The sequence below is a fragment of the Pantoea sp. SGAir0175 genome (genome assembly GCF_043547855.1).
Genome location: NZ_CP028081.1, coordinates 469,225 through 495,175, shown reverse-complemented (window position 1 = coordinate 495,175; position 25,951 = coordinate 469,225). Strand labels below are relative to the sequence as shown.

Sequence of the window (25,951 nt, the reverse complement as noted above, 5' to 3'; positions counted from 1 at the left end):
TAATATTTTTTAAAACGCATTTCGGATGCACTGACAAATATATACACGTAAAACTTTTGCGCCTTTACGCTGGTATGGTGGATTACACTCTGCTCGCTGAGAAAAATCCTAATTACTAAATTTATGAATAGTGATATTCGCTGGTTTTAACGTTATTCGCGATGATATTTCACTGAAGACGGCGGAAGGATTAAGTAAGAGATCGGGAAAATGATAAGCAGAATAATAATTACAAAGAAACGTAAATATCACTGGCGCTAACCGCCTGCGATAAGCGCCCGCCAGGGCAGGCGCTATTTCGCTTGACGAATTATTTACCGTTCCAGGCTTTCATGCGGGATTCACGCACCTGCAGCTGCTGTTCCGGGGTTAACTTATTGTAGTTTTCAGCCATGCCGCTCTCCCAGTCGCCGTACAGTGGATTTGGCAGCACAATGAACTGGGTGCCAAAACGCTGATGGTTGAGCGTGACAAACTGCTGGCGCTGCGCGTTACCCTGATGCCAGGTGGCGCCGCCGAAGTCATTCAGGTTATCGCCGATATACAGCACCACGTTGTAGCCGGCATTTTTAATTGCGTCGAAACGCGCCTGTTTATTGGAATTGCCGGTACTGAGACGCACGGTTTTGTCGCTTACGCCGCTGAAGCCCAGCTTGTTGAGGTTATCGACCGTGGCCGCGTAGTCTTTCTGATCGCGGTTCGAGACGTAGAACATGGTGCCGCCGTGGCTATTCACGTAATTGGCAAATTCGACGGCACCGGGCACTGCGGTCGCCTGGCGCGCCTGCGTCCACGCTGACCAGGTTTTACCGGAGAACGGCTGGCCGTTTTTTGCCTGCCACGCGCTGTAGGCGCTGTTATCGATCATGGTTTCATCCAGATCAACAATCACCGCTTTGGGTTTGCCGGTGAGCGAAGGAGCGTTATCAAACGCCATGCGTGCCGTGTTGAACGCCTGCCAGCTCAGCGCCTGATATTCGCCAGACTGCTGGAACCAGTTGACTGCCAGCACCGACTGCTGACCGAGTTGCTGCTGAGCCTGCTGTTTTTGCGGTTGGGCACAGCCGGTGAGCGTCAGGGCAATCAGGCCCGCCGCGGCCAGCCAGGAGGTGTTTTTCATCATGTCGTCCTTAAGTGATTATGGTCAGTTTTTGTAAAGCTTTAAAAATGTAGCAGTTAACGTAAGCTGTGGGCAGAGGAAAACCGGGGTCAGGTCACAGGAGACACTTATGGATAATCGCGGGCCGCGCTCGGCGCTGCTGGAGAGTCAACGCTGGCTGGAGTATGCCTTCCAGCCTGCCGGTCAGCCGGCACCGGCCGCTGCGGCGTACGGACAGCAGCGGCACAGCGCAAAAGTGGTGTTGGCCGGACAAAACCGGCCGCCGAAAAGTTGTGAATCCGATGGGGTGATCGGTGACGATCATCGGCCGGTTGCGGTTTACACCGCTGACTGTCTGCCGGTGCTGTTTGCCGATGTGAAAACGCATCAGGTGGCGGCGGTGCATGCCGGCTTGCAGGGTACGCTCGGCGGCGTGCTGAGCAGTGCCCTCGATCAGCTGCTGGCGGGTGGCGCGACGCCGGCATCCCTGCTGGTGGCGATCGGTCCGGCGATCGGCCCGTGCTGCTATGAGCTGGGCGTTGATCGCATCGCACAGATGCAGCAGCGCCCGGATCTGCCGGCGCTAAGCTGGTCACAGCAACAGCCGCATAATCCGCAGGCAATCCGACCTCAGGCGCGGGCGCATCATCAGGGAGTATGGTTTGATTTGCCTCAGCTGGCGCAGGACCTGCTGTTACAGCGCGGCATCCCGGCGGCGCAGATTGATCGCGTGGCGGTGTGTACTTACTGCATGGCGGAGGCGGGTTCGAGCTATCGCTATAACACCCATTTTGACAGCGGCTATCAGTCACGTTTCTCGTGGATTCGCCGCCGCGAGTAAGCACGCTTCACCTCCCTGTGAAGCGCAGGCCTTAGTGAATGATGGCGTTGAGCGCCAGTACACCGGCGAGGCCGAGGATGGAGATCAGCGTTTCCATTACCGTCCAGGTTTTCAGCGTTTCAACCACGCTCAGGTTGAAATAGCCTTTGAACAGCCAGAAACCGGGATCGTTCACGTGCGAAGCGATCACGCTGCCTGAACCAACCGCCAGCACCATCAGCGCCGGATCGGTATGGGTAGCGGCAATGATCGGCGTTACGATGCCGGCGGTGGTGATCGCTGCGACGGTGGCCGATCCCAGCGCGATGCGCAGCATTGCCGCCACCGTCCAGCACATCAGCAGCGGTGACAGCGACGATCCTTTCATCAGATCGGCGATATAGTTACCGACACCGCTATCCACCAGCACCTGCTTAAAGGCGCCGCCGCCGGCAATGATAAAGACGATCATGGCGATGGCGGCAATCGAATCGCCGCACATATCCATCACCTGCTCCATTTTGCGCCCGTTGCGCAGACCGAGGGTGAACACTGCAATTACCACGGCGATAAACAGCGCCACCGCCGGGTTGCCGATAAATTCAAAGAACTGGCGCAGCGCATTCTCTTTCGGCATCGTCAGTTCGCAGACTGCCGCAATCGCCATCAGCACCACCGGAATCACTGCAGCAAAGATGCTGATAAAGAAGCCCGGCATCTCTTCTTCAGTGAAGATTTTAGGGTTATACAGCCCTTCCGGCGGCGACTTTTCGAAGCTTTTGAGGAATTTTGAGAAGATCGGGCCGGCAATGATCACCGTCGGGATGGTAATGATTAAGCCGTACAGCAGCGTGGTGCCGAGATTGGCACCAAAGATGGTGGCAATGGCGGTTGGGCCGGGATGCGGTGGCAGGAAGCAGTGCGTCACCGACAGCGCTGCCACCATTGGCACGCCGACGTACAGCAGTGGCAGTCCGGCCGCCGCAACGATGGTGAACACCAGCGGCAGCAACAGCACAAAGCCGACTTCGTAAAACATCGCCAGACCGACGATCAGTCCGGTGACCACCAGCGCCCACTGCAGCCGCTGTTTACCGAACGCGGCAATCAGCGTGGTGGCCACCCGCTGGGCAGCGCCGGTATCGGACACCAGCCGCCCGAGCATGGCACCAAAGCCGAGGATCATCGCCAGGCCGCCAAGCGTGGAACCAATACCTTTCTGAATCGAGGCCATCACATTGAGCGGCGTCATGCCTTCGGCGATACCTACCACCGCCGAGACAAACACCAACGCAATGAAGCCGTTGACCTTGAAGACAATCATCAGAACCAGCAGCAGTATCACACCCAGCACAATTATGGTTATTGGCATTTTTTATTATCCTTAGGAAGACAGAGGGGTGTTTAAGGTTTAGGCGCGCGCCGGCAATTACGCCAGCCGCGCCAGGGCATTACACGGCGACGCGCATACCGCCATCAACAAACAGCAGATTGCCATTGACGAAATCAGATGCGCCCGACGCCAGGAACACCGCCGCGCCAATCAGCTCTTCCGGCTTGCCCCAGCGCGCAGCCGGCGTACGTTTGGTCAGCCAGCCGGTGAAGGCCGGATCGTCAGCCAGCGTCTGGGTCATCTCGGTGACGAAATAGCCCGGCGCAATGGCGTTAACCTGAATATTGTGGCGCGCCAGCTCCACGCACATGCCGCGCGTCAGCATAGTGACCGCGCCCTTGGAGGCGGCATACGGCGTGATGGTGTCGCGCCCCAGTTCGCTCTGCATCGAGCCGATGTTGATGATTTTTCCGCGCTGACGCTGCACCATTCTTTTCGCCACGGTTTGTGACACCAGAAACACCGCTGTCTGGTTGACGGCAATCACGTCGTTCCAGTCCTGCTCGGGAAACTCGAGAAACGGCCGGCGGCGCTGAATGCCGGCATTGTTCACCAGGATATCAATCGCGCCCCACTGACTTTCAATCTCCTCCACCGCCTGCTGAACCTGCGCCGACTGCGTGACGTCAAAGGCCTTCGCCCGCGCGAGATAACCCAGCTCGCGCAGTTTCGCCGCGCCCTGCTCTGCGCCGCCCTCGGTGGTGGCGTTGATGATCACTTCCGCACCCGCCTCCGCCAGACCGCGCGCCAGCAGAAAACCGATGCCGCGCGCCGAACCGGTGAGCAGCACACGCTTGCCCGTCAGGGAAAATAGCTGACTCATACTGACTCCTTAAAACGTTAACTGGACTTTCGCCGCCCGGGTTTTATCACCGGCAAACTGCAGCGCCGCGTCGATATCCTGTAAGTCATACTCCCCGCTGAACAGCGGCAGCGGATTGACTACGCCGCGTGCCAGCCAGTCAACCGCCGTGTTGAATTCGTAGGTGAAACGGAAAGAACCGACCAGATTGATCTCTTTGGCGATCAGCGTCATCAGCGGGAAATCCGGAATCGTGCCGCCCATGCCAACCTGCACCAGCGTGCCTTTGGCGCATACCACGTCGAGACAACGCTGCAGCGAGGACGGCTGGCCGGAAGCCTCGAAAGCGACATCGAAGAAGCCTTTATCTGCAAGGTAGGGCGTGAAATCACCGTCAGCAGCGTGGATCACCCCGGTCGCGCCCATCTGCTGCGCCAGGCTAAGCGAGCGTTCGCTGATATCGCTGCAAATAATCTCGGCAGCTCCGCGGGCTTTGGCAGCGGCGGCAATCAGACAGCCAATCGGCCCGACGCCAGAAATGAACACGGTTTTGCCGCTCAGATCGCCCGCCTGCTGCGTGGCGTGGATGCACACAGCCAGCGGTTCAGCAAACACCATTACGCTGTCATCGGCCTCCTGCGGAAACGGCACGCACTGCGCGCTATCGACCACTTTGTATTGCGTGAAGCCGCCATCCACGTGCGGCAGATACATGGCGCTGCCGAAAAAGCGCATTGAGGTGCACTGATTTTGCTGCTCGCGCAGACAGTATTTACAACTGCCGCACGGCTTTGAGGGATTGACCGCCACTTTTTGATTGGGCTGGAGCTGTGGATCGTCGCTCTCCACCACGTAGCCGATCACTTCATGGCCGAGGATCATCGGCATCTTCACTTCGAAGCTGCCGACTTTACCTTCCTGATAGTAGTGCAGATCGGACCCGCAGATGCCGCCGCGCGTGATGCGCACCAGCGTGCCGGTGCCGTCCCACTGCACCTGTTGCTGTGCGACGCTAACCTGTTTTTTGCCGGTAATGACGCAGGATTGCGTTTCAATGTTCATTGTAGCCCCTTCAGTGCTGTAGCAATGGGGCTATCACAGCGGGATACGGCCGGCAAAACTGTGACGAACATCACTCAAAGCGATGTTACAAAACGGCTGTTACCGGGAACGTGATGCAGAGAGGCGGAAAAGCAGACGGCGGCCATCCCTGACCGCCTTAAAGAAGGATTAGCTGCCCGACATCAGGTCGTGGCTGTATTTGAACAATTCCGAATCCGAGCGCAGGCCGAGCTTTTTCAGCGCCGACTGCTTTTGTCCACTCACGGTTTTACGGCTGCGTTTAAACTTCACGGCAATTTGCGACACGCTGAGCCCATCCAGAAAACAGCGCACCACTTCCACTTCGCGCGGGCTAAGGGTTTTGACCTTCTCATACATATTGCCTTTGCTGGAGAGATCGAGGTTTTCGTTGATGGCGTCTTCATTCATCACGTAGAGGTTTTCCACCTCGTACGCCACTTCCTGTGACAGGAATAGCCGCCCCTGCGCCACCTGACGAATCGCCTGAACGATCTCCTGCATATTGTGGCTTTTTCCAATAAAGCCCTTAACGCCGGCGCTCAGCACCATTTTGACAATCGCCGGGCTCTCCATGGACGATGAGATCAAAATCTTTTGCTGCGGATAGTGATTTCGCAGCTGTTTCACCAGGGCCAGGCCATCCAGTTCACGCTCGCCCAGCAAAAAATCCAGCACCAGCACATCCACCGTGGTGCTGCGCAACTGACTAAACAATTCATTACTTGAAGACCAGGTCCCGACCAGATGAATATCCGGTTCGTGTTTCAGGCATAACTCGAAAACGGTACGAACCATCGGGTGATCATCAAGGACAGCGACACGCACCTGTTTATTATGTGCATATACCATTCTTTTATTCCTTTATTACAGTCTCAATTTTGTCCAGTACTGATAACCACACCAGTGAAAATGACCTGAAAGTATGCACTGACCGCTGCAGGGAAAATCGCCTGCAACGGTTTAAACCAAACGTCACCAGGTTAACAAAAATTAAAATTTTGCTTACGCGTTTAACTTATTACCGCTATTTAAAAGGTAGTTTTACCGGATTAATGGACAGCAGCGGTTAGCGGCCCCGGAAAAACTGCGAAAATTCTGACGTAACTCTGCGAATGGACCACATAAGAATTGTCTTGAAAGGTCATTTTATGGATAAGCCGTTGAAATATTTGAAATCAAAGCAAAAGCAATATCTAAAAAAAATCATGAATGTTAATAATAAGTTAAACATTCGAGAATGGTCGCAAAATATCCTTAATGCGGCATTAGATCAGGCAGGCGGGAAAAATCTCTTTATACTCCTTTTCCCTTATCGGCATTAATGACTTTATTTTCTTCAGGAACGCACGGTGTTTAATCCTGTTAATTTCATCCGTCTGGCGGGCGTGGTCCTGTTTATTTTTTTTGGCGGCGCGCTGCAGGCGCAGGTCAAACCTTTGCAGCTTTTAGCGCGTTACGATACCGCACAGCCCGCGCTGCAGCTGGCTGAGCCCATCTCTTCTGCCTTTCGAAATAAAGTGATTAAAGTCGCAGTGGCCGGTAAATCACAGCCACCGATATATATGGATACCGATACGCGCCGCTTCGAAGGCCTGAGCGCCGACTACCTGTCGCTGATTCAAAGCATGCTGGAGACCAGCATTGAGCTTTATCACTTCCCCAGTCATAGCGCCGCGCAGCAGGCGGTGCTGAAGGGCGAAATGCATATGCTGGCGATTTACGTCGCCCAGCCATCGTCACAGTCGCAGCCGCTGCTGGCCAGCGCCCCGTGGATGCTGGATTACAGCGTGATGGGATTGAAGACCGACAGCGACCTTTTTCTCAATAACGGCATGCCCGAGCAAATCGCCTGGTCAGGCACGCCGCTGCAGCGCCAGTACCTGGAAGAGACATACGAAAACGCGCAGCTGGTGCGTTTCCCGGGCTACTATGATGCCGTCGCCGCCACCGTTTATGGTCAGACGGCGCGCGTCTGGGGAAATGCGGCGACGCTGACACACCTCAACCGCTATCTGTTTGCCAACGCGCTTACTATTCTGGCCGATGAGCATACGATTCCGCTCAACGTCGGTTTCGGCATCAGTCCGCTGTATCCTGCGCTGGCCGACGCCATCAACCAGGCGCTGCCGCAGATTCCGCTGTCTATCCGCATGCAGATTGCCAAACGCTGGCAGCTCGATCCCCATCATGTACTGCAACGCAATCCGCTGGCGCTCACCGCCGACGAAGAGCAGTGGCTGCAAAACAACATTCACATCGAGACCACCTTGCCGCTGGCGCAGGCACCGCTCAGCAGCCGGACGCCGGCAGAGCAGTTTCGCGGCATGGCGCCGGACGTGCTGGAGCTGATCACCAGCCAGACCGGCCTGAATTTTGTGGCGCACGCCAGTCATGAACACCCCGGCGGACGTCCTTTGCCAAAGCTGTTTCCACTGGAAATTCTGGAGCCACAGTTCGAAGCACAACCGGCTCTGATTACACGTCCGTGGCTGGTTTCGCATTGGGTGATCATCCGCAATCAGCAGCCGGGAAACATCATGGCACGTGACACCTTTCCGTTTGGTTCGGCGCTGATGCTAAAAAATCCGCTGATGAAAAGCTGGCTGCAGGAGCACTATCCGCACCTGTCGGTGAGCGATACCGATCGTCCGCTGGATGCGCTGCGCCAGCTGCTGGCGCGCAAGGTCGATGCGGTGATCGTGCCGAAAATTTTTGCCGACTACCATCTGCGCAACCATTTTGGCAGCGGGCTGATCGTCGAGGGTACGCTGGGCGCCGATCCCGCGCGCTTTGTGATGCGCGTTGAGCCCGGCAATGAGACGCTGATCAGTATTCTCGATAAAGCGCTGCTGGCCATCCCACCGGAAACCCTGTTTAAGCTGATGGCGCAGTGGCGTCAGGCGGAACCGCCGTTTCTCAGCGGCTCGTGGCAGAACTATAAGCAAACGATTCTGCTGATTGTTTCGGTATCGCTGGGATTGATTCTGCTGATCCTGCTGTGGAACCACCATCTGCGCAAAGTGATTCAGCAGCGTATGCAGGCTGAGAATGCGCTGAAAAATCAGCTCAATTTTACCCACACGCTGTTTAATGACTCGCCGGTGGCAATGTATATCCGCGATAAGCAAACGCGGCTGGTGGATTGTAATAATGCCTATCTGCGCTTTTTGCACATCAAACGCGACGAGGTGATTGGCAAACGACTGTCGGACGTGTTCAACACCAATAACGCCAGCATTCACACTATCGAAGATGGTTACCAGCAGACGCTGCTGGATGGTGAAGCGGTAATGCGCGACGTCCAGCTGATGTTTGGCCAGCAGGCCTTCCATCTGTACCACTGGACGCTGCCGTTTCGCGATCGGCTGGGGGAAGTTGCCGGGGTGATCGGCGGCTGGGTCGATGTTACCGAGCGTAACGCGCTGCTGCAGGAGCTGCAGCTGGCCAAGGACACCGCAGACAAAGCCAACCGCTCCAAAAGTGAGTTTCTCGCCAGCATGAGTCATGAGATCCGCACGCCGCTGCACGCCATCATTGGTCTGCTGGAGCTGGAAACCCGCTCGCAGCCGTGTGAGACGCTGTCAGAAAATATTCGCGTCGCCTACAGCTCGGCGCGTGCGCTGCTGTCGCTGATCGGCGATATCCTCGATCTGTCAAAGATCGAATCTGGCCAGTATCAACCCACGCCGGAAACCGTCTACCTGCCGGATGTGATCGATCAGGCGGTGACACTGTTTCGCAACAAGGCCGAAAGCAAAGGGATCGATCTGCGCGTAGAGATGGACATCGCGGCCTACTGGGTACAGACCGATCCGCTGATGATCAACCAGATCCTGTCTAACCTGTTGAGTAACGCCATTAAATTTACCGATCGCGGCAGCGTAACCGTGGTGCTGATGCAGGGGATTGGCCAGGAAGAGGAAGGTTGTGAGTTCGTCATAGAAGTGAGCGATGACGGCTGCGGCATGACTGAGGAGCAGCAGCAGGCGATCTTTGAGCCATTTGTCCAGGTCGGTGAACGTCAGCAGCAGCAGATTGGCACCGGTCTTGGCCTGAGCATCTGCCGCAATCTGGCAGAGCTGCTGGATGGCGAACTGATTGTGGAGAGTACGCCAGGTGAAGGATCGGTGTTCTCCTTCTACTTCCGCGCGCCGGCCGGCGAACCGCGCGATCAAACCCAACCGCATCTGTCACAGCCGCTGGTCACCGACAAGCTGTCAGTGCTGGTGATTGATGATCATGCGCCTAATCGCCTGCTGCTGGGTAAACAGCTGGAGCTGGCGGGCCATCAGGTGGTGGTGAGCGAAAGCGCCGTCGAAGCGCTGAAACTGTGGCAGCAGGATCCGCTGCGCTTTGACTTGATCATTACCGACTGCAATATGCCCGGTATGAACGGGTTTGAATTTGCCCAGGCGCTGCGCCAGCATGAACGCCACCATCATCTGCCGCCGATCACGCTATACGGCCTGACCGCCTCCGCCGAGCAGCACATCATGCAGCGCTGCCTGCAGGCTGGCATGAACGACTGTCTGTTCAAGCCGCTGAATCTGGATACGTTGCTGGCGCAAATCACCCACTGTCCGCGCCGCACGCCAAACGCGCCTGACAGCGAGGCTGCAGCCGGCGTAACCGGGCAACCTGTTGCTGATACCGCCGTCGCCGCGCTGCCGGCCCCTGTGGCGGTTCCGACTTTTGCGCCGCTGCTGATGCAGCTGGCTGAGCGCGATCCCGCCAGCTGCATCACCCTGCTGGAAAGTATTCGCACCAGCCACGATGAATTGCTGGCGGCGCTGCAGCAAACCACTGATGCTCACGCGCTGTCACAGCTTGGCCATAAGCTGAAAGGCGGTGCCAGTATTCTTAATGCCAGCGCGCTGATGGAGCTGGGGCGCAAGCTGGAGAAACACCAGCAGGAAGGACACGATGTCGCGCAGCTGATTGCCGCCATCGCGTGCGAAATTAACGCCGTCAATGAAACATTAATTATCTTTGAACAATATCGGCTGAAAAATCAGCAGGTTTTATAAAAACATAATCTTATCAAGACATTTCTCGGTTCGCCGGGATAAGCCGCCAGACATAATGTCCGCCAGCGCCATCATATCGGTGTCGTAAAAGGGAGATCTATGTTTAATGCAAAAATTCTCATCGTTGATGAGCATCGCCTTGTTGCGGCTGGGGTGCAGGCTTTATTATTAATGAATGGCTTTAATTGTGTCACTACAGCAAACACAATTAATGATGGTATTGACGATGTTATTCATCAGCACATCGACATCCTGATTTTAGATCCTGATTTCAAAGAGAAAAATGGCATCGCCTTTTTACGCGATATCGTAAAATCTAAAACCTGGATGAAAGTCATTCTGCTCAGTCAGAGCAGTAACAATCACCTGCTTATACAATCGCTTAGTCAGGGTGCTAACGGCTTCGTGTCGAAATACGATCCGATTCAGACGCTGATCGCCGCCATTGGCTGCGTATTTAACAATGTAAATTATCTGCCCGGCGATATTCTTGACCGGCGCCAGCGTTATGTTAATGAACAGGATATGCTGTCGCGCCTGACCGAGCGGGAAACGCTTATTTTACGTCAGCTGGCGCAGGGAAAATCCAATAAAATCATTGCCTGTGAATTAGGATTAAATAACAAAACTATCAGTACTTATAAAACTAAAATTTTTCAAAAGCTCGAATCAAAGAATCTGGTCGATATTATCGAACTGGCACGGCGAAACGGTGCCTGCTGAAGCCAAAATCAAGACCAGTCTTGCGGATTAATTCGACTGAGGCATGGCATCATCACCTCGTCCTCACCCGGGATTGTTATAGAGATTGAGTCATACAGGAATTTATAACCACAGAGCTAATTTATTAGCCCAATCTTCATGCCATTACAGGGCGCGCAGGTTTCTTCCCGAGCCTGGCGAAAGTGGTCCGATACTTTCGTCTGCGACTTGCCGCCCTGCTTTTTTTTGATGTTTCTCACAGGCTGAGCGCCGCAAATTTCCAGCCCGCACTTTTCCCGCTAGAGTTCACTCATCCGACCACTCACTGAGTAAGTGATCATGACTGAGCGTTATCCGCATCTGTTTGCCCCGCTGGATCTGGGCTTTACGCAACTGAAAAACCGTTTCCTGATGGGCTCAATGCACACCGGTCTGGAAGAGCATGCTGATGGCGCTCAGCGCCTCGCTGCCTTCTACGCCGAGCGCGCCCGGGAAGGCGTTGCGCTGATTGTGACCGGCGGCATCGCGCCCAATGCGCAGGGCGTGGTGGCGCAGGGCGGAGCCATGCTCACAGACGAAACCCAGTGCGGCTGGCACCGCCAGATAACCGATGCGGTACATGCACAGGGGGGCAAAATTGCGCTGCAGATCCTGCACGCCGGACGTTACAGCTATCAGCGCGATCTGGTGGCGCCCTCGGCGTTACAGGCGCCCATCAACCCGTTTACACCGCAGGCACTGAGCGAAGCGCAGATTGAACAAACCATCGCGGATTTCGCGCGCTGCGCCCGGCTGGCGCAGCAGGCCGGTTACGACGGTGTCGAAATCATGGGTTCCGAAGGCTACCTGATTAATCAGTTCCTGGTCGCCCATACCAATCAGCGCGACGACGGCTGGGGCGGTGATGTGGCGCGGCGGCAGCGCTTTGCACTGGAAGTGACGCAGGCGGTGCGCGCCGCCGTCGGCGAAGCCTTCATCATTATTTTTCGCCTGTCGATGCTCGACCTGGTGAATAACGGCAGCTCACTGCAGGAGACGCTGCAGCTTGCCACGGCGCTGGAGCAACGCGGCGTGACGCTGTTCAACAGCGGCATTGGCTGGCATGAAGCACGCATTCCCACCATTGCCACCTGCGTGCCGCGTGCCGGTTTCGCCTGGGTCACGCAGCATCTGCGCCAGCACGTCAGCGTACCGGTTATCGCTACCAACCGTATCAATCATCCTCAGGTAGCGGAGGAGATTGTGCGCGACGGTATTGCCGACATGGTGTCGATGGCGCGGCCATTTCTTGCCGATGCCGCGTTTGTCAGCAAAGCGCAGGCGGGCCAGCCCGACGCCATCAATACCTGCATCGCCTGTAATCAGGCCTGTCTCGATCAAATCTTTGCCGGCAAGGTCACTTCCTGCCTGGTCAATCCGCGCGCCTGTCATGAAACGCTGATGCCGGTCATCGCCGCCGCGCAGCCAAAACGCCTGGCGGTGGTAGGTGCCGGTCCGGCCGGTATGGCGTTCGCGCTGCAGGCGGCGCAGCGCGGCCATCACGTCACCCTGTATGAAGCCGATGCGCAGATTGGCGGCCAGTTTAATATTGCCCGCCAGATCCCCGGCAAGGCGGAGTTCAGCGAAACGCTGCGCTATTTCCGCCATCAGCTGGCAGCCGCAGGTGTTGAGCTGTGCCTGAATCATCGCGTCAGCGCCGACGAACTGGAACAGGCGGATGAAGTCATCATCGCGACCGGCATCACACCGCGCCAGCTGGCGATTCCGGGCATCGATCACCCCAGCGTGCTGAGCTATCTCGAGGTGATACGCGACAAAAAACCGGTTGGCCGGCGCGTGGCGATTATCGGTGCCGGCGGCATTGGTTTCGACACCGCGGAGTTTCTGCTGCAGCACGCCGATCGCGAGGAAGACTTCTACCAAAGCTGGGGCATCGATCGCAGCCTGCAGGCGCGCGGCGGTTTAGTGCGTCCACAGCCGGCTCCTGCCGATCGCCAGATCTGGCTGCTGCAGCGTAAATCCGGCAAGCCGGGCGCCGGGCTGGCGAAAACCACCGGCTGGATCCATCGCGCCAGCCTGCAGGCGCACGGCGTGCAGATGTGGGGCGATGTCGAGTATCTGAAGATTGATGATGACGGGCTGCACCTGCGCCATCAGGGGGAAGCGCTGACGCTGGCGGTAGATAACGTCGTGATTTGCGCCGGTCAGGAACCGCTGCGTACGCTGGCGCAGGCGCTGGCCGCACGCGGCAAAGCCGTGCGGCTGATCGGCGGTGCCGACGTCGCGCAGGAGCTGGATGCACGGCGCGCCATTGCTCAGGCCACCGAACTGGCGCTCAGCCTGTGATTAACGCAGCTTGACCGAACGCAGCACCACAAATTTGGCGTTAGAGGCCACCAGCTCGCAGTTGCCAAACAGCTTCTTCATTTTCTGATGATAGCCAAGGTGGCGGTTGCCGACGATGCGCAGCTCGCCGCCATACTGCAGGCAGCGTTTGGCGTCACGCAGCATCTGCCACGCCAGGTGGTCGGTCACCGCGTGCTGCTGATGGAACGGCGGATTGCACAGCACCGCATGCAGCCGGTCCGACGGAAAACCGCTCAGCACGTTGTTAACCCGAAACTGGCAGCGCGCCAGATCCTGTGGCCGGTTGAGCTCAACGTTAAGCTGGCTGGAAGCCACCGCCATGTAAGATTCATCGACGAACAGCACCTCGGCCTGCGGATTCTGTTCCAGTGCCTGCAGGCCGATCACGCCGTTACCGCAGCCGAGATCGACGATTTCGCCCTCAATATCGTGCGGCAGGTGTTGCAGAAAGAAGCGCGCGCCAATATCCAGCGCCGCGCGGGCGAACACATTGGCGTGATTGTGGATATGATACGGCGTCTCGTCGAGCGGCCACACGGTGGTCGCCGGCACGTCCGCCAGCGCCGGCGCGCTGAAATGGCTGTAAATCAGACGCGCTTTTTTCCACGCCAGTGAGGTTTTGCTCTCACCGAGAATGCGTTCAAACAGCTGCAGCGTGGAATTATGGATATCTTTGGCTTTGCCGGCCGCCAGAATCAGGGTATCCGGCGTGACGACCGTCCGCAGCGCGCGCAGCTGGTGCTCAAGCAGCGCCAGCGCTTTGGGCAGCTTAATCAGTACCGCCGCCGGGGCAGCCGGCAACGGCGCCAGGCTATCAAGAAAGTGTACCGACGCTTCATCCAGACCGTTGAGACGCAGATTCTGCCGGGCGGCCTGCTGGCTGAGCCACGAGTCGCTGACGTGCCAGATTTCCCGATCGTTCAGCCCGCAGGTCAGCGCGCCAAAGCTGTCATTGAATACCAGCACCGGGCCTGCCGGCAGCGCCTGCTGCAGCAAATATTCATCTGCGGCGTCCCACGCCTGTAGCGGGCTCTCTTCGCGCATCGGCGGGAAGCGCTGAAGCGTCAGCGTGCGATCGGTCAGTTCAAGTTGGCTCATGGAATCTCCGGCGTGGTACACTTTGCGCGATTTTCGCCCTGAAAAGGGGGCGCAGTATACTGTCTTTCGTCGGGAATCCCAATGTCATTAATCTATCTGCAGGGTTACCCTGAAAACATCCTCGAACAGGTGCAAGTGCTGATTGATAATCAGCGATTAGCCGCCTTTTTGCAGCAGCGCTATCCCGATACGCACGACGTCGTCAGCGACCGCGCGCTGTATGACTACACGCAGGCGCTTAAAAACCGCTATATGCGCAGCGCGCCGCCGGTGAGCAAGGTCATCTGGGATAATAAAATCAAAGTGATGAAGCATGCACTTGGCCTGCATACCGCCATTTCCCGCGTGCAAGGCGGTAACCTGAAAGCCAAGGCCGAAATTCGCATCTCGACCTTTTTCCGCCTCGCGCCGGAACCCTTTCTGCGCATGATCGTGGTGCACGAACTGGCGCACCTGAAAGAGAAAGATCACAGCAAAGCCTTTTATCAGCTGTGCTGCCACATGGAACCGAACTACCACCAGCTGGAGTTCGACGCGCGCCTGTGGATGACCGAACAGGCGCTGCGCGGCAACGCGGCCTAAAGAAACTCCTGCGCTTTCTGGATCAGACTGGTTTTGGTCAATGCGCCAAGGAAGCGACGCTCCTGCGCATTATTCAGCACCGGTAAACGCTCCAGCGTCACGCGTGCAAACGCCTCCCAGCCTTCACGCATGCTCTGGTACTGGTAAATGCAGGGGAAATTATCATCCATCACGCTGCTGACCGGCGAATCCAGCGTGATCTCCTGTGCCAGCACTTTGCGCGAAATGTCATGAATTGATACTACGCCAAGAAACTGACCGGCCTGATTAATGACGTAAACGTAGCGCTCGCGCTTGAGTGAACTCACCGCCAGCGCCTGCCCGACCGATTCCGCCGGCTGCAGCGCCGCGCCGGGGATAATCAGCTGATCAACCCGCATATTATCAAAATCATATTTCGCTTCTGAACGATTAAGGTGATGGCTTACCACCGGATAGGTGCTGGCGGACTGCAGCCGGTAGACCAGCATTGACGCCAGTACCGAAGCGATCATCAGTGGGAACAGCAGGCTACTGTTGAGCGTCATCTCCAGCACCATCAGCATCGCCATCAGCGGCGCCTGACTGACCGCCGCCAGCACCGCCGCCATACCCACCGCCGCATACAGCAGCGTATTGCCCACCGGCAGATGCAGCAGCACGCCAGTCTGCGCCAGCGCCACGCCGAGCAGCGCACCAATCAATAATGAGGGCGTGAACAGGCCGCCTACCGCGTTGGAGCCAACCGAGAGCGTGGTCGCCAGCATTTTCAGCACCAGCAGGCCGAGCAGACCCGCCAGCAGATAGTTGCCTTCAATGATTTTCACGATCACTTCATAGCCGTTACCAAGGATATCGGTGGAGATCAGCGCCAGTAAGCCAACCGCAAAGCCGCCTGCGCCCAGCCTGAGCGGCAGCGAGCGCACGCGGCTGAACAACGCTTTGCTGCGCGCAATCAGCTTGATCAATAGCCAGCCCGCCACACCCGCAGTAAAACCAATGATTACCGTCATCAGCAGGCTGGTGAGATCCATCTGAAACAGCGTGTCGGAGAGCGGATAGAGCGCGCTGCGAAAGCCCAGTGACCACATGGTCATCACCGCCACAGCCGAGGCGATAATCAGCGGAATCAGCCGCTGTAGCGCAGAGATACCAAACGCAATTTCCGCGACAAAAATCGCCGACGCCAGCGGGGCGTGATACACCGACGACAGACCGGCGGCCGCCGCCATCGCGACGATGTCACTGTTGCGCATATTGAGGGACGCTGGCAGCCAGCGCCCCAGCAGGCTGCCGCTCAGCGCCGACAGCTGCACCATCGGCCCCTCTTTACCAATCGACGCCCCGCTGCCGATACTGGCAATCGACGACAGTGCGCGAAACAGCGAGGTTTTGGTGGGCACCGCATCCAGCCGCGCGTTAATCACTTCAAGGTAATCGGTTTTCACCGTCTCCTGCTGCTCAATCGCCACCGCGTAGCGCAGGAACCAGCCGGCCAGCAGCCCGCCCGCCCCCACCAGCAGCGGCCAGAAGATCCACGGCCAGACGTGCATCGCGACCGTGATTTCGCTGTCGCTGTGAAACAGCAAATGATTGATGAGATCGATGATGCCGCGAAACGCCAGCGTGACCAGTGAGGCCACCAGGCCCACCGGAATGGCGATCAGCAGTGTGGTCCAGTTCAGTGCGTGTTTGCTTCCGCTCACCCGGCGTCCCCGCATGTCGGTTAAAAAAGGGTTTGGCATCATCATATTGGAATGCGGATCGCAGGATCAAATTTCGCCTGCCTGCGCCGCCAGGGAACATGCTACTCTGCCGCTTTCAAAGTGCAGGAGAGCCAGCCGTGATACGTTTTGCCATTGTGGGAACCAACTGGATCACCCGCCAGTTTATCGACGCCGCGCACGAGAGCGGCAAAATGAAACTGAGCGCCGTCTATTCACGCAGCCAGCAGCAGGCCGACGCCTTTGTCGCGGATTATCCCTGTCCGCTGACCTTTACCTCACTCGAGGCGCTGGCGGCAAGTGCGGAAATCGACGCGGTGTATATCGCCAGCCCCAATGCGCTGCACTGTGAGCAGGCGCTGCTGTTCATGTCGCACGGCAAACACGTCATCTGCGAAAAACCGCTGGCCTCTAACCTGCGTGAAGCTGAGGCGATGATTGCCTGTGCGCGTCAGCATCAGGTGGTGCTGTTTGAGGCGTTCAAAACCGCCAGTCTGCCGACGTTCCTGCGCCTGCAACAGGCACTGCCGCAGCTGGGCACGCTGCGCAAAGCGCTGTTCAACTACTGTCAGTACTCGTCACGCTATCAGCGCTATCTCGACGGTGAGAACCCAAATACCTTCAACCCGCGCTGGTCCAACGGTTCGATCATGGATATCGGCTACTACTGCCTCGCCGCTGCCGTTACCCTGTGGGGCGCGCCGCAGCAGGTGAAAGCTGAGGCCTCGCTGCTGGCAAGCGGCGTCGATGCGCACGGCGTGGTAGTGCTGGACTACGGCGATTTCGACGTCACGCTGCTGCACTCGAAAGTCAGTGATTCACAGGTTCCCAGCGAAATCCAGGGCGAAGCCGGCTCGCTGGTGATAGAGAAAATTTCCGAGTGCCAGCAGCTGCGCCTGATTCCGCGCGGCGGCGAGAGCCAGAACCTGACGCAGCCTCAGCACATCAATACTATGCTGTATGAAGCAGAGACCTTCGCCCGGCTGGTGGAAACGCGCCAGGTGGAGCACCCTGCGCTGGAGGTGTCACGAATTACCGCCCGGTTGCTGACAGAGATTCGTCGCCAGACCGGCGTGGTGTTTCCGGCGGATCGGAAAGAAGTGTAAATATTGCAAAATATTACAGCTCCCCCATTGAATCTGCTCGCGCTTGCACGTATGTTGGCGGCAGCAAAGGGGAGTAACTTGTAAGCTGACCGATCGTCATTACGATGCGTAGCGCATCCGGTCGTCAGGCAACCCGGAATTGATTCTGTGTTGTAAGTGAGACCTTGCCGGAAGGCGAGGTTTGCTTGCAGCTCTATAAAGCGGCTGACGTCTTCTGACTCAGCCGTTTTTTCATTTTCAGGACAGGATACGACTATGCACTCTGTAGGCACACCGTTACTCTGGGGCAGCTTCGCTGTCGTCGTGCTCATCATGCTGGCGATCGATCTCTTCTTACAGGGACGACGCGGCGCACAAACCATGTCATTCAAACAGGCTGCCGTCTGGTCGCTGGTGTGGATCTCCGTTTCTCTGCTGTTTGCCGCCGCGTTCTGGTGGTATCTCGACGGCAGCGCCGGGCGCGAAGTCGCGACGGCGCAAACCCTGGCTTTCCTGACGGGTTACGTACTGGAAAAAGCGCTGGCGGTCGATAACGTCTTCGTCTGGCTGATGCTGTTCAGCTACTTCGCCATTCCGTCTAATCTTCAGCGCCGCGTGCTGATTTACGGCGTGCTGGGCGCGATTGTGCTGCGTACCATCATGATCTTTGCCGGCAGCTGGCTGGTCACACAGTTCAGCTGGATCCTCTACATCTTCGGCGCTTTCCTGCTGTTTACCGGCATCAAAATGGCCTTCGCGAAAGAGGACGATGACGCTGCCGTCGGCGATAAGCCGGTGGTGCGCTGGCTGCGTAAGCATCTGCGCATGACCGATGAACTGCATGGCGAAAAGTTCTTCACCCGCAAAAACGGCGTGCTGTTTGCCACACCGCTGCTGCTGGTGCTGATTATGGTGGAGCTGAGCGATGTGATTTTCGCTGTCGACAGTATTCCGGCTATTTTTGCCGTCACTACCGACCCGTTCATCGTGCTGACCTCTAACCTGTTCGCTATCCTTGGCCTGCGCGCCATGTACTTCCTGCTGGCCAACGTGGCAGAGCGCTTCTCGATGCTGAAGTATGGTCTGGCGATCGTGCTGGTATTTATCGGTATCAAGATGCTGATCGTCGAGTTCTATCACATTCCGGTGGCGATCTCGCTGACGGTGGTCGGCGTAATTCTCGGCGGTACGCTGCTAATTAACGTCTGGGTAAACCACAGAAACGACCAGAAAGGCATCTCACGATAATCTTCTGCAGGGGCGCTAATCGCCCCTGCTTTGTTTCGCCAGCGCCAACCTTCGCGTTTCATATCTCTGTCACACTTCCTGTCATCAGCAGATCAAAAAACCGATCTGGCGCGCACCGGCAGAATTATCTCTTTTCTCGTCAGCTCTTTTCCTTATACTCCGCCGGGCAAACCGTTTGGCGCGGAGCAACCGCGCACAACACTCATACCGCAATAAAAAGACCGTAATATGCTAAATAATCTTCTTCGACCGCTGGGCATCCTGTTCTCAGGCAGTCTGGTAAAACAAATCATGATTGGCCTGGTTGCCGGCGTGGCGCTGGCGTGGCTTTCACGCGATGCCGCGTTAGCCGTCGGTCTGCTGGGCGAACTGTTCGTGCGCGCGCTGAAAGCCGTGGCACCGCTGCTGGTGCTGGTGCTGGTGATCTCTTCGATTGCCAACCATCAGCAGGGGCAAAAAACCAGAATTCGCCCGATCATTATGCTGTATCTGCTCAGTACCTTCTTCGCGGCGGTGGTCGCGGTAATTTTCAGCCATCTGTTCCCGCAGACGTTATCGATGAATGTCGGTACGACCGAAATCACCCCGCCGTCCGGCATCACCGAAGTGCTGCACGGCCTGCTGATGAGCATGGTCGCCAATCCGATTGAAGCGCTGATGAACGCCAACTACATTGGCATTCTGGTGTGGGCGGTTGGTCTTGGCCTGGCGTTTCGTCATGCCAGCCCGAGCAGCAAAGCCTTCCTGAATGACGCGTCGAATGCCGCGACCTGGGTGGTGCGCTGTGTGATTCGCTGCGCGCCGCTGGGCATTTTTGGCCTGGTGGCATCGATTCTGGCCTCAACCGGCTTCGGCGCGCTGTGGCAGTATGCCCACCTGCTGACACTGCTGATTGGCTGCATGCTGATTATGGCGCTGGTGGTCAACCCGATGCTGGTGTTTCAGAAAATCCGCCGCAATCCTTATCCGCTGGTGTTTACCTGCCTGCGCGAAAGCGGCGTGACGGCGTTCTTTACCCGCAGCTCGGCGGCGAATATTCCGGTCAACATGGCGCTGGCCAAACGCCTGAATCTGGATGAAGACACTTATTCGGTATCGATTCCGCTGGGCGCGACCATCAGCATGGCGGGCGCATCAATCACCATTACCGTACTGACGCTGGCTGCGGTGCACACGCTGGGCATTGCCGTGGACGTGCCCACCGCTATTCTGCTGAGCCTTGTCGCCTCGCTGTGTGCCTGCGGTGCGTCCGGCGTGGCGGGCGGTTCGCTGCTGCTGATTCCGGTTGCCTGCAACATGTTTGGCATTCCTAACGATCTGGCGATGCAGGTGGTTGCGGTCGGTTTTATCATCGGCGTACTGCAGGATTCCGCCGAAACCGCACTCAACTCCTCAACCGACATTCTGTTTACCGCCGCCGTATGTCAGGCAGAAGCGGAACGTCAGCCACGTACCGCCGGTTAACCCGTTTCGCGGCACCCACCGGTGCCGCGCTTTAACCGCTGCCGCTTTAAAGCGTCACGCCACTCTTGAAGATCGCCAGCTCGCGGAAATCATTAGCTTCATTGCGCGCCGGCTGGCCGTTCGCAATTGCCACAATAGTCTCAACAAACTCCGCCAGCAGCGTCTCCATGCTGGTGCCCTCCAGCAGTCGTCCGGCATTGAAATCAATCCAGTGCGGCTTTTTCTCCGCCAGCGGCGTGTTGGTGGCGATTTTCACGGTGGGCACAAAGCCGCCATACGGCGTGCCGCGCCCGGTGGTAAACAGCACCATATGGCAGCCGGCTCCGGCCAGCGCGCTGGTGGCGACCGCATCATTACCGGGCGCGCTGAGCAAATTGAGCCCCGGCGTGCGCAGCCGCTCACCGTATTTCAGCACATCCACCACCTGACTCTGCCCGGCTTTTTGCGTACAGCCCAGCGACTTCTCCTCCAGCGTGGTGATGCCGCCCGCCTTGTTGCCCGGCGATGGATTTTCATAAATCGGCTGCTGATGATCGATAAAGTAGCGCTTGAAGTCGTTAATCATCGCCACCGTTTTGTCGAAAATCGCCGCATCACGGCAGCGGCTCATCAGGATGCGCTCGGCACCAAACATCTCCGGTACTTCGGTCAGCACCGTGGTGCCGCCGTTGGCGATCATCTGGTCAGAGAAACAGCCGAGCAGCGGATTGGCGGTGATGCCGGAAAAGCCGTCCGAGCCACCGCATTCGAGACCAAACTTCAGCTCGCTCAGTTTGCCCGGCTGGCGGCGGTCGTGACGCATCACGTTGTACAGCGCATGCAACCGCTGCAGGCCGGCTTCCACTTCATCATCCTGCTTCTGACACTCCATAAACTGCACACGTTCGCTGTCAAAGCCGCCCAGCGTGTCGCGAAAGATATCGACCTGATTGTTTTCGCAGCCGAGTCCAATCACCAGCACCGCGCCAGCATTGGGATGACGCACCATATTTTGCAGCATGGTGCGGGTATTTTCGTGATCCTGCCCCAGCTGTGAACAGCCGAAGGGATGGCTGAACAGGTGCACGCCGTCGATGCCGGCCGCGTCGTCACTCTCCCGGAGAAAGCGTGACACAATCTGCCGGGCGATGCCGTTCACGCAGCCGACGGTCGGTAAAATCCACAGCTCGTTACGAATGCCAACCTCGCCCGTGGCGCGACGATAAATCTGCACCTCACGATCCGCCGCCTGCGGTGGCAGCGTGAGGTGTTCCGGCTGGTATACGTACTCGTCGACATCGCTCAGATTGGTGCGCGCGTTGCTGGAGTGAATCAGCTCGCCGACGGCGATCGGCTGAGTGGCATGGGCAATCGGCAACCCATACTTAATCACCTGCTCGCCACTGATGAGCGGTTGCAGCGCAAACTTGTGGCCGCGCCCGATATCCTGCTGCAGCGTAATCCGCTGTTCTGTGACGATAACCTGGGTGCCAGCCGCCAGATCCTGCAGCGCCACGGCGACGTTGTCGCGTGAATGTATTTTGATTGCCTGTTGCATCGCGTTATCTCAGTTGGCTAAGGGCCGTCCGCATGCCGTGGACGAGAATGTTGTGCAACTGCTGGCTGACCGCCGTAACCAGACCGGGCCGCTGGGTTAAATCTTCGCCCCAGTGCTGCGCGTCGCTCAGTACGTCGCTCACCAGCTGCTGCGGGGTGGGTTGATCGGTGAGGACCGCCGGCCACAGCCGGGCAAAACGCTGCAGCCAGTGCGCGTCATCCTGCAGCGGCCACTGCCGGTCATCCTGCTGGCCGCGATAAAACGCCAGCAGCGCGGCAAAGGCAAAGATGAGGCGCGGCGGCCAGTCGCCACGCTGCTGCTGCGCCTGCAACAGCGCCGGCAGCAGGCGCGTGCGGAATTTGGTCATGCCGTTGAGCGCAATCGCCAGCAGCGCATGGTGAATAAACGGATTGCGAAAGCGGCGCTGCACCGCATCGGCAAAGGCGTGCAGCTCGGCGCGCGGCAAATCCAGCGTCGGAATCACCTCTTCGCGCAGCAGCGCATCGACAAAAGCGGCCAGCTGCGCATCGTTCATGGCCTCACCCACGCTCGCCAGCCCGGCCTGAAACGCCACCGGCACCAGCGCAGTGTGCGCCCCGTTAAGGATCGCCACCTTCTGCGCTTTGTACGGCGTGATGTCATCCACCCGCCTGACGGCAGGCGCCAGCGCCGTCAGCTGCAGCTCATGCATCAGCGCATCCGGTCCCTGAAGCACCAGCTGGTAATAGCGCTCCCCGGCCACCAGATAGCGGTCGTCATAGCCCAGTTGGGCTGCAATCTGTGCGCCATCCGGCGGATAGCCGCTGACAATGCGATCCACCAGCGTGTTGTAAAAGGCGCAGTGCTGCGTCACCCACTGCGCAAAGGCCGCTGGCAGCTGCCACTGCTGGCAATAACGCAGCACTAACGCGCGCAGCGTGTCGCCATTATGGTCGATCAGCTCACACGGCACGATCAGCCAGCCTTTATCGGCGGCACCGGCAAAGTGCTGATAACGCGCCCACAAAAGCTGCGTCAGTTTGCCGGGAAACGACGACGCAGGTTGATCCTCCAGCCGATCCTGTTCGGCATACACGATGCCGGCCTCGGTGGTGTTGGAGAACACAAAACGCATCTGCGGCGCGCGTGCCAGAGCCAGGAATTCTTCGAACTGCTGATAAGGCTGGATTTCACGATTAAGGCTGCGGATCAGCCGGGTTTCACTGAGCGGTTGCCCCGCTTCATTCAGGCCGCGCAGCAGCGTGGTGTAGAGGCCATCCTGCTGATTGAGCGTCTCCGTCTGCATCCGGTTGCGCGGTCGCACCACCACCACGCCGGCATCGGTGCCCTGATGTTCATTGAGCCAGTCGAGCTGCCAGTCGATAAAGGCACGCAAAAAGTTGCCTTCGCCGAACTGGATCACGCGTTCGCTATAGCGTGCGCCGGGGAAATCGCGGCGGTTGAGTCGCAACATGTCGCTTCCTTGAAGATGAAATCGGTCAGCTAATGCGCAAAAGTTATCATACCAATTTCAGCGACAGGGAGATTTGTTTGCCAACTGCGTCACATTATCCATCATTGCCATACGGCGAAAGCCGGCGTACCTCTTATTCCCATCAGCTTAACTATATGTATATTCTATAAATTAAACATCAAACCTGAGCAGGCGCGCAGGTTCTTAACTTGCCAGATGGTATAACAGCTTCATCGCTTTGCGACATCGCAGGGTAAGTGGTATAACAACTTACCGTCTTTCACAGAACCGAAAAATCATGGACCTGAACGAATCCCGCCGCCTCTACCAGCAACTCGCCAGCGAACTCAAGCAGCGCATCGAAGCGGGCAGTTATGCCGTGGGGGCAAAGTTACCGGCAGAGCGGATGATTGCGGAGGCGCACCAGGTGAGCCGTACCGTGGTAAGGGAAGCGATCATCATGCTGGAGGTGGAAGGCTACGTCGAGGTGCGCAAAGGGTCGGGCATTCATGTGATCAGCGACCAGCCACAACCGCGCGACAGCGCCGCCGATCAGCTGGAGTTTGCCAGCTATGGCCCCTTTGAACTGCTGCAGGCGCGCCAGCTGATTGAGAGCAATGTCGCCGAATTTGCCGCCACGCAGATCCGTCCACAGGACATTGTGGCGCTGCTGACGATTCAGGAAAAAGCCCGGCAGGAAGATCACGCGCGCGATTCGACATGGGATATGGAGTTTCACGTGCGCATTGCGCAGTCCACCCAAAACAGCGCGCTGGCCGCCATCGTAGAGAAAATGTGGCGGCACCGGCTGCATAATCCTTACTGGCTCAAGCTGCACGAGCACATTGACGCACGCCATATCACCAGCTGGTGTGACGATCACGACCAGATTTTAAAAGCGCTGATGCGCAAAGATCCCGCCGCCAGCAAACTGGCGATGTGGCAGCATCTGGAAAATACTAAACAGATGCTGTTCGACGCCACCGCCGATGATTTCGAATTCAACGTCGACCGCTACATGTTCGCAGAAAATCCGGTGATCCTGCCCTGAAGCCGCAATGGCAGAAACGCTGCATTTTCAGGCTAAAAAGTCAGTTAATCTGCAATAGTGTCAGCTCGTGTAAAGCTCCTTTTGACCATCTGCGTCAAAAGGTAAAACTCCTGTGCGACCGCGACTTTACACTGTCTGAATCCCGCGATTTTTGTTACAGTTATCGCCCTTTTCTTACCCTTTGCGACAGGGCTATAAAAAGTCGCTGATTTAACAATCAATTCTGGATGGATCCGGAAATCCTGCTCAGGTGGCATACCTAAAATGTATAACTTAACCCGCCTGCGCCTAAGCCCCTCACGGGCACGTTTAACAATGATGTTCAGGAATGATTGATGGATATTTTGCAAGCATTGCTGCATGCCCTGTGGCAGCAGGATTACGAAATGCTCTCCGACCCCACGCTGGTGTGGGCGATTTATGGCGTGTTGTTCATGATTCTGTTTCTCGAAAATGGCCTGCTGCCCGCCGCGTTTCTGCCCGGTGATAGTCTGCTGATTCTGGTCGGCGTGCTGATCGCGAAAGGCACCATGAGCTTCCCGCTCACCCTGCTGGTGCTGACCACCGGCGCCAGCCTTGGCTGCTGGGTCAGTTACATTCAGGGCCGCTGGCTTGGCAATACGCCGACGGTGCAGAAATGGCTCTCCCATCTGCCCGCGCAGTATCATCAGCGCGCCCACAGTCTGTTCCATCGCCACGGCTTGTCTGCGCTGCTGATTGGCCGCTTTATCGCCTTTGTCCGTACCCTGCTGCCGACCATTGCCGGCCTTTCCGGCCTGAGCAATGCCCGCTTCCAGTTCTTTAACTGGATGAGTGGCTTCCTGTGGGTGCTGATTCTTACCGTGCTCGGCTTTGCGCTGGGGAAAACACCCATTTTCCGCCGCTATGAAGATGAGCTGATGTTCTGCCTGATGCTGTTGCCGCTGGTGCTACTGGTCATCGGTCTGGTGGGTTCACTGGTAGTGCTGTGGCGTAAACGTCAGGCGGGTCAGAACGGGAAGTCACAGTAATGACAGGGTTGCGTAATTTCCCCAGGCGTTTACTCCCCTGGCTGTGCGCTGGTGTGCTGGCGCTGCTGGCTATCGGCATTGTGCCCAAACTGATGCAGCATGAAACGGTGGTGAAGATCCGCGTGGCACACAGTGGCACCAATCTGCCGGACGGCTTTTATCTCTATCAGCAGCTTTCGGCGCAGGGCGTGCGGATTAAAAGTATTACCTCGGCAGGCGATGCGCTGGTCATTCATTTTGAGAATGAAGAGCAGAGCCTGGCCGCGCAGAAAGTACTGCGCCGCCTGCTGCCACAGGGCTTTGTCGTGGCGGCGGGTCCGCAGGCGTCACAGCAGGTGGTGGACGCTAATCGCCCCACTTATAGCTGATCCCCGCCGTCGGGTTCACCGCCCGGCGGCACCTCAATCCTCGCTATCCCCGCGTGTTT

At 57.4% G+C, this 25,951-nt stretch carries 20 protein-coding genes; 11 read left to right on the top strand and 9 right to left on the bottom strand.

Annotated features, from left to right (window positions below; translation table 11 throughout):
* Positions 1-310: 310 nt before the first annotated feature.
* Positions 311-1,120, bottom strand: coding sequence for a 5'-nucleotidase, lipoprotein e(P4) family (locus tag C1N56_RS02365; protein WP_058771313.1), 810 nt, complete (start codon positions 1,118-1,120; stop codon positions 311-313).
* Positions 1,121-1,229: 109 nt separating this feature from the next.
* Between C1N56_RS02365 and C1N56_RS02360 the strand changes: the two genes are divergently transcribed.
* Positions 1,230-1,940, top strand: a complete 711-nt coding sequence (locus C1N56_RS02360; RefSeq protein WP_394517050.1) for a polyphenol oxidase family protein — start codon at positions 1,230-1,232, stop codon at positions 1,938-1,940.
* 31 nt (positions 1,941-1,971) lie between these two features.
* Here the strand turns inward: C1N56_RS02360 and C1N56_RS02355 are convergent, their stop codons facing one another.
* From C1N56_RS02355 to C1N56_RS02340, 4 genes are all read right to left on the bottom strand, one after another.
* A complete protein-coding gene (locus tag C1N56_RS02355) occupies positions 1,972-3,291 on the bottom strand; it encodes a gluconate:H+ symporter (RefSeq protein ID WP_058771315.1) in 1,320 nt (439 codons plus the stop codon).
* A 79-nt stretch (positions 3,292-3,370) separates the two neighbouring features.
* A complete protein-coding gene (idnO, locus tag C1N56_RS02350; protein WP_394517049.1) occupies positions 3,371-4,135 on the bottom strand; it encodes a gluconate 5-dehydrogenase in 765 nt (254 codons plus the stop codon).
* A 9-nt stretch (positions 4,136-4,144) separates the two neighbouring features.
* Positions 4,145-5,176 (bottom strand): L-idonate 5-dehydrogenase, encoded by a 1,032-nt coding sequence (idnD, locus tag C1N56_RS02345; protein WP_394517048.1) that lies wholly within the window; start codon positions 5,174-5,176, stop codon positions 4,145-4,147.
* Between the two features lie 168 nt (positions 5,177-5,344).
* Positions 5,345-6,046, bottom strand: a complete 702-nt coding sequence (locus tag C1N56_RS02340; RefSeq protein WP_058759838.1) for a response regulator transcription factor — start codon at positions 6,044-6,046, stop codon at positions 5,345-5,347.
* Between the two features lie 500 nt (positions 6,047-6,546).
* On the opposite strand from C1N56_RS02340, the gene C1N56_RS02335 reads away from it, so the two are divergent.
* The 3 genes from C1N56_RS02335 (at position 6,547) to C1N56_RS02325 (ending at position 13,272) form a co-directional block, all read left to right on the top strand.
* Positions 6,547-10,224: an ATP-binding protein gene (locus C1N56_RS02335; RefSeq protein ID WP_394517047.1), complete on the top strand. Its 3,678-nt coding sequence runs from the start codon at positions 6,547-6,549 to the stop codon at positions 10,222-10,224.
* Between the two features lie 99 nt (positions 10,225-10,323).
* Entirely contained in the window at positions 10,324-10,947 is a 624-nt protein-coding gene (locus C1N56_RS02330) for a response regulator transcription factor (protein WP_021509694.1), read from the top strand.
* 318 nt (positions 10,948-11,265) lie between these two features.
* Positions 11,266-13,272, top strand: coding sequence for an NADPH-dependent 2,4-dienoyl-CoA reductase (locus C1N56_RS02325; protein WP_152390413.1), 2,007 nt, complete (start codon positions 11,266-11,268; stop codon positions 13,270-13,272).
* On the opposite strand, the gene rlmG is transcribed toward C1N56_RS02325, so the two are convergent.
* Positions 13,273-14,391, bottom strand: a complete 1,119-nt coding sequence (gene rlmG, locus C1N56_RS02320) for a 23S rRNA (guanine(1835)-N(2))-methyltransferase RlmG (protein WP_058771320.1) — start codon at positions 14,389-14,391, stop codon at positions 13,273-13,275.
* An 81-nt stretch (positions 14,392-14,472) separates the two neighbouring features.
* On the opposite strand from rlmG, the gene C1N56_RS02315 reads away from it, so the two are divergent.
* Positions 14,473-14,973, top strand: a complete 501-nt coding sequence (locus C1N56_RS02315; RefSeq protein WP_394517046.1) for a M48 family metallopeptidase — start codon at positions 14,473-14,475, stop codon at positions 14,971-14,973.
* Here C1N56_RS02315 and C1N56_RS02310 read toward each other — a convergent pair.
* Positions 14,970-16,658, bottom strand: coding sequence for a chloride channel protein (locus C1N56_RS02310; RefSeq protein WP_241798597.1), 1,689 nt, complete (start codon positions 16,656-16,658; stop codon positions 14,970-14,972). The genes C1N56_RS02315 and C1N56_RS02310 overlap by 4 nt on opposite strands.
* A gap of 137 nt (positions 16,659-16,795) precedes the next feature.
* Here C1N56_RS02310 and C1N56_RS02305 point away from each other — a divergent pair, with 137 nt between their 5' ends.
* The 3 genes from C1N56_RS02305 to sstT all read left to right on the top strand — a co-directional run bounded on the left by C1N56_RS02305 (position 16,796) and on the right by sstT (position 20,473).
* Positions 16,796-17,782 carry a Gfo/Idh/MocA family protein gene (locus C1N56_RS02305; protein ID WP_241798596.1) on the top strand — a complete coding sequence of 329 codons (987 nt, stop codon included), beginning with the start codon at positions 16,796-16,798 and terminating at the stop codon, positions 17,780-17,782.
* Positions 17,783-18,037: 255 nt separating this feature from the next.
* Complete coding sequence (locus tag C1N56_RS02300; protein ID WP_343464157.1) at positions 18,038-19,009, top strand: TerC family protein; 972 nt, start codon at positions 18,038-18,040, stop codon at positions 19,007-19,009.
* Between the two features lie 228 nt (positions 19,010-19,237).
* Positions 19,238-20,473, top strand: a complete 1,236-nt coding sequence (gene sstT, locus C1N56_RS02295) for a serine/threonine transporter SstT (RefSeq protein ID WP_343464156.1) — start codon at positions 19,238-19,240, stop codon at positions 20,471-20,473.
* Between the two features lie 46 nt (positions 20,474-20,519).
* On the opposite strand, the gene C1N56_RS02290 is transcribed toward sstT, so the two are convergent.
* Both C1N56_RS02290 and C1N56_RS02285 read right to left on the bottom strand, forming a co-directional pair.
* The gene (locus C1N56_RS02290; protein ID WP_343464155.1) at positions 20,520-22,010 is read right to left on the bottom strand and encodes a UxaA family hydrolase; all 1,491 of its coding nucleotides are present in this window, start codon (positions 22,008-22,010) and stop codon (positions 20,520-20,522) included.
* Between the two features lie 4 nt (positions 22,011-22,014).
* Entirely contained in the window at positions 22,015-23,463 is a 1,449-nt protein-coding gene (locus tag C1N56_RS02285) for a tagaturonate reductase (RefSeq protein ID WP_394517045.1), read from the bottom strand.
* A gap of 298 nt (positions 23,464-23,761) precedes the next feature.
* Here C1N56_RS02285 and exuR point away from each other — a divergent pair, with 298 nt between their 5' ends.
* The 3 genes from exuR (at position 23,762) to mzrA (ending at position 25,892) form a co-directional block, all read left to right on the top strand.
* The gene (gene exuR, locus C1N56_RS02280; RefSeq protein ID WP_211725567.1) at positions 23,762-24,514 is read left to right on the top strand and encodes a transcriptional regulator ExuR; all 753 of its coding nucleotides are present in this window, start codon (positions 23,762-23,764) and stop codon (positions 24,512-24,514) included.
* 335 nt (positions 24,515-24,849) lie between these two features.
* Positions 24,850-25,524 carry a DedA family protein gene (locus C1N56_RS02275; protein ID WP_021509705.1) on the top strand — a complete coding sequence of 225 codons (675 nt, stop codon included), beginning with the start codon at positions 24,850-24,852 and terminating at the stop codon, positions 25,522-25,524.
* Entirely contained in the window at positions 25,524-25,892 is a 369-nt protein-coding gene (gene mzrA, locus C1N56_RS02270) for an EnvZ/OmpR regulon moderator MzrA (RefSeq protein WP_031280145.1), read from the top strand. The genes C1N56_RS02275 and mzrA overlap by 1 nt, the downstream gene beginning before the upstream one ends.
* The last annotated feature ends 59 nt before the right edge of the window (positions 25,893-25,951 follow it).

Bases quoted from the DNA above. Each gene is read 5' to 3' on its own strand.
- C1N56_RS02365 (WP_058771313.1), bottom strand. From the start codon at position 1,120: ATGAAAAACACCTCCTGGCTGGCCGCGGCGGGCCTGATTGCCCTGACG.
- C1N56_RS02360 (WP_394517050.1), top strand. From the start codon at position 1,230: ATGGATAATCGCGGGCCGCGCTCGGCGCTGCTGGAGAGTCAACGCTGG.
- C1N56_RS02355 (WP_058771315.1), bottom strand. From the start codon at position 3,291: ATGCCAATAACCATAATTGTGCTGGGTGTGATACTGCTGCTGGTTCTG.
- idnO (WP_394517049.1), bottom strand. From the start codon at position 4,135: ATGAGTCAGCTATTTTCCCTGACGGGCAAGCGTGTGCTGCTCACCGGT.
- idnD (WP_394517048.1), bottom strand. From the start codon at position 5,176: ATGAACATTGAAACGCAATCCTGCGTCATTACCGGCAAAAAACAGGTT.
- C1N56_RS02340 (WP_058759838.1), bottom strand. From the start codon at position 6,046: ATGGTATATGCACATAATAAACAGGTGCGTGTCGCTGTCCTTGATGAT.
- C1N56_RS02330 (WP_021509694.1), top strand. From the start codon at position 10,324: ATGTTTAATGCAAAAATTCTCATCGTTGATGAGCATCGCCTTGTTGCG.
- C1N56_RS02325 (WP_152390413.1), top strand. From the start codon at position 11,266: ATGACTGAGCGTTATCCGCATCTGTTTGCCCCGCTGGATCTGGGCTTT.
- rlmG (WP_058771320.1), bottom strand. From the start codon at position 14,391: ATGAGCCAACTTGAACTGACCGATCGCACGCTGACGCTTCAGCGCTTC.
- C1N56_RS02315 (WP_394517046.1), top strand. From the start codon at position 14,473: ATGTCATTAATCTATCTGCAGGGTTACCCTGAAAACATCCTCGAACAG.
- C1N56_RS02300 (WP_343464157.1), top strand. From the start codon at position 18,038: ATGCACTCTGTAGGCACACCGTTACTCTGGGGCAGCTTCGCTGTCGTC.
- sstT (WP_343464156.1), top strand. From the start codon at position 19,238: ATGCTAAATAATCTTCTTCGACCGCTGGGCATCCTGTTCTCAGGCAGT.
- C1N56_RS02290 (WP_343464155.1), bottom strand. From the start codon at position 22,010: ATGCAACAGGCAATCAAAATACATTCACGCGACAACGTCGCCGTGGCG.
- C1N56_RS02285 (WP_394517045.1), bottom strand. From the start codon at position 23,463: ATGTTGCGACTCAACCGCCGCGATTTCCCCGGCGCACGCTATAGCGAA.
- exuR (WP_211725567.1), top strand. From the start codon at position 23,762: ATGGACCTGAACGAATCCCGCCGCCTCTACCAGCAACTCGCCAGCGAA.
- C1N56_RS02275 (WP_021509705.1), top strand. From the start codon at position 24,850: ATGGATATTTTGCAAGCATTGCTGCATGCCCTGTGGCAGCAGGATTAC.
- mzrA (WP_031280145.1), top strand. From the start codon at position 25,524: ATGACAGGGTTGCGTAATTTCCCCAGGCGTTTACTCCCCTGGCTGTGC.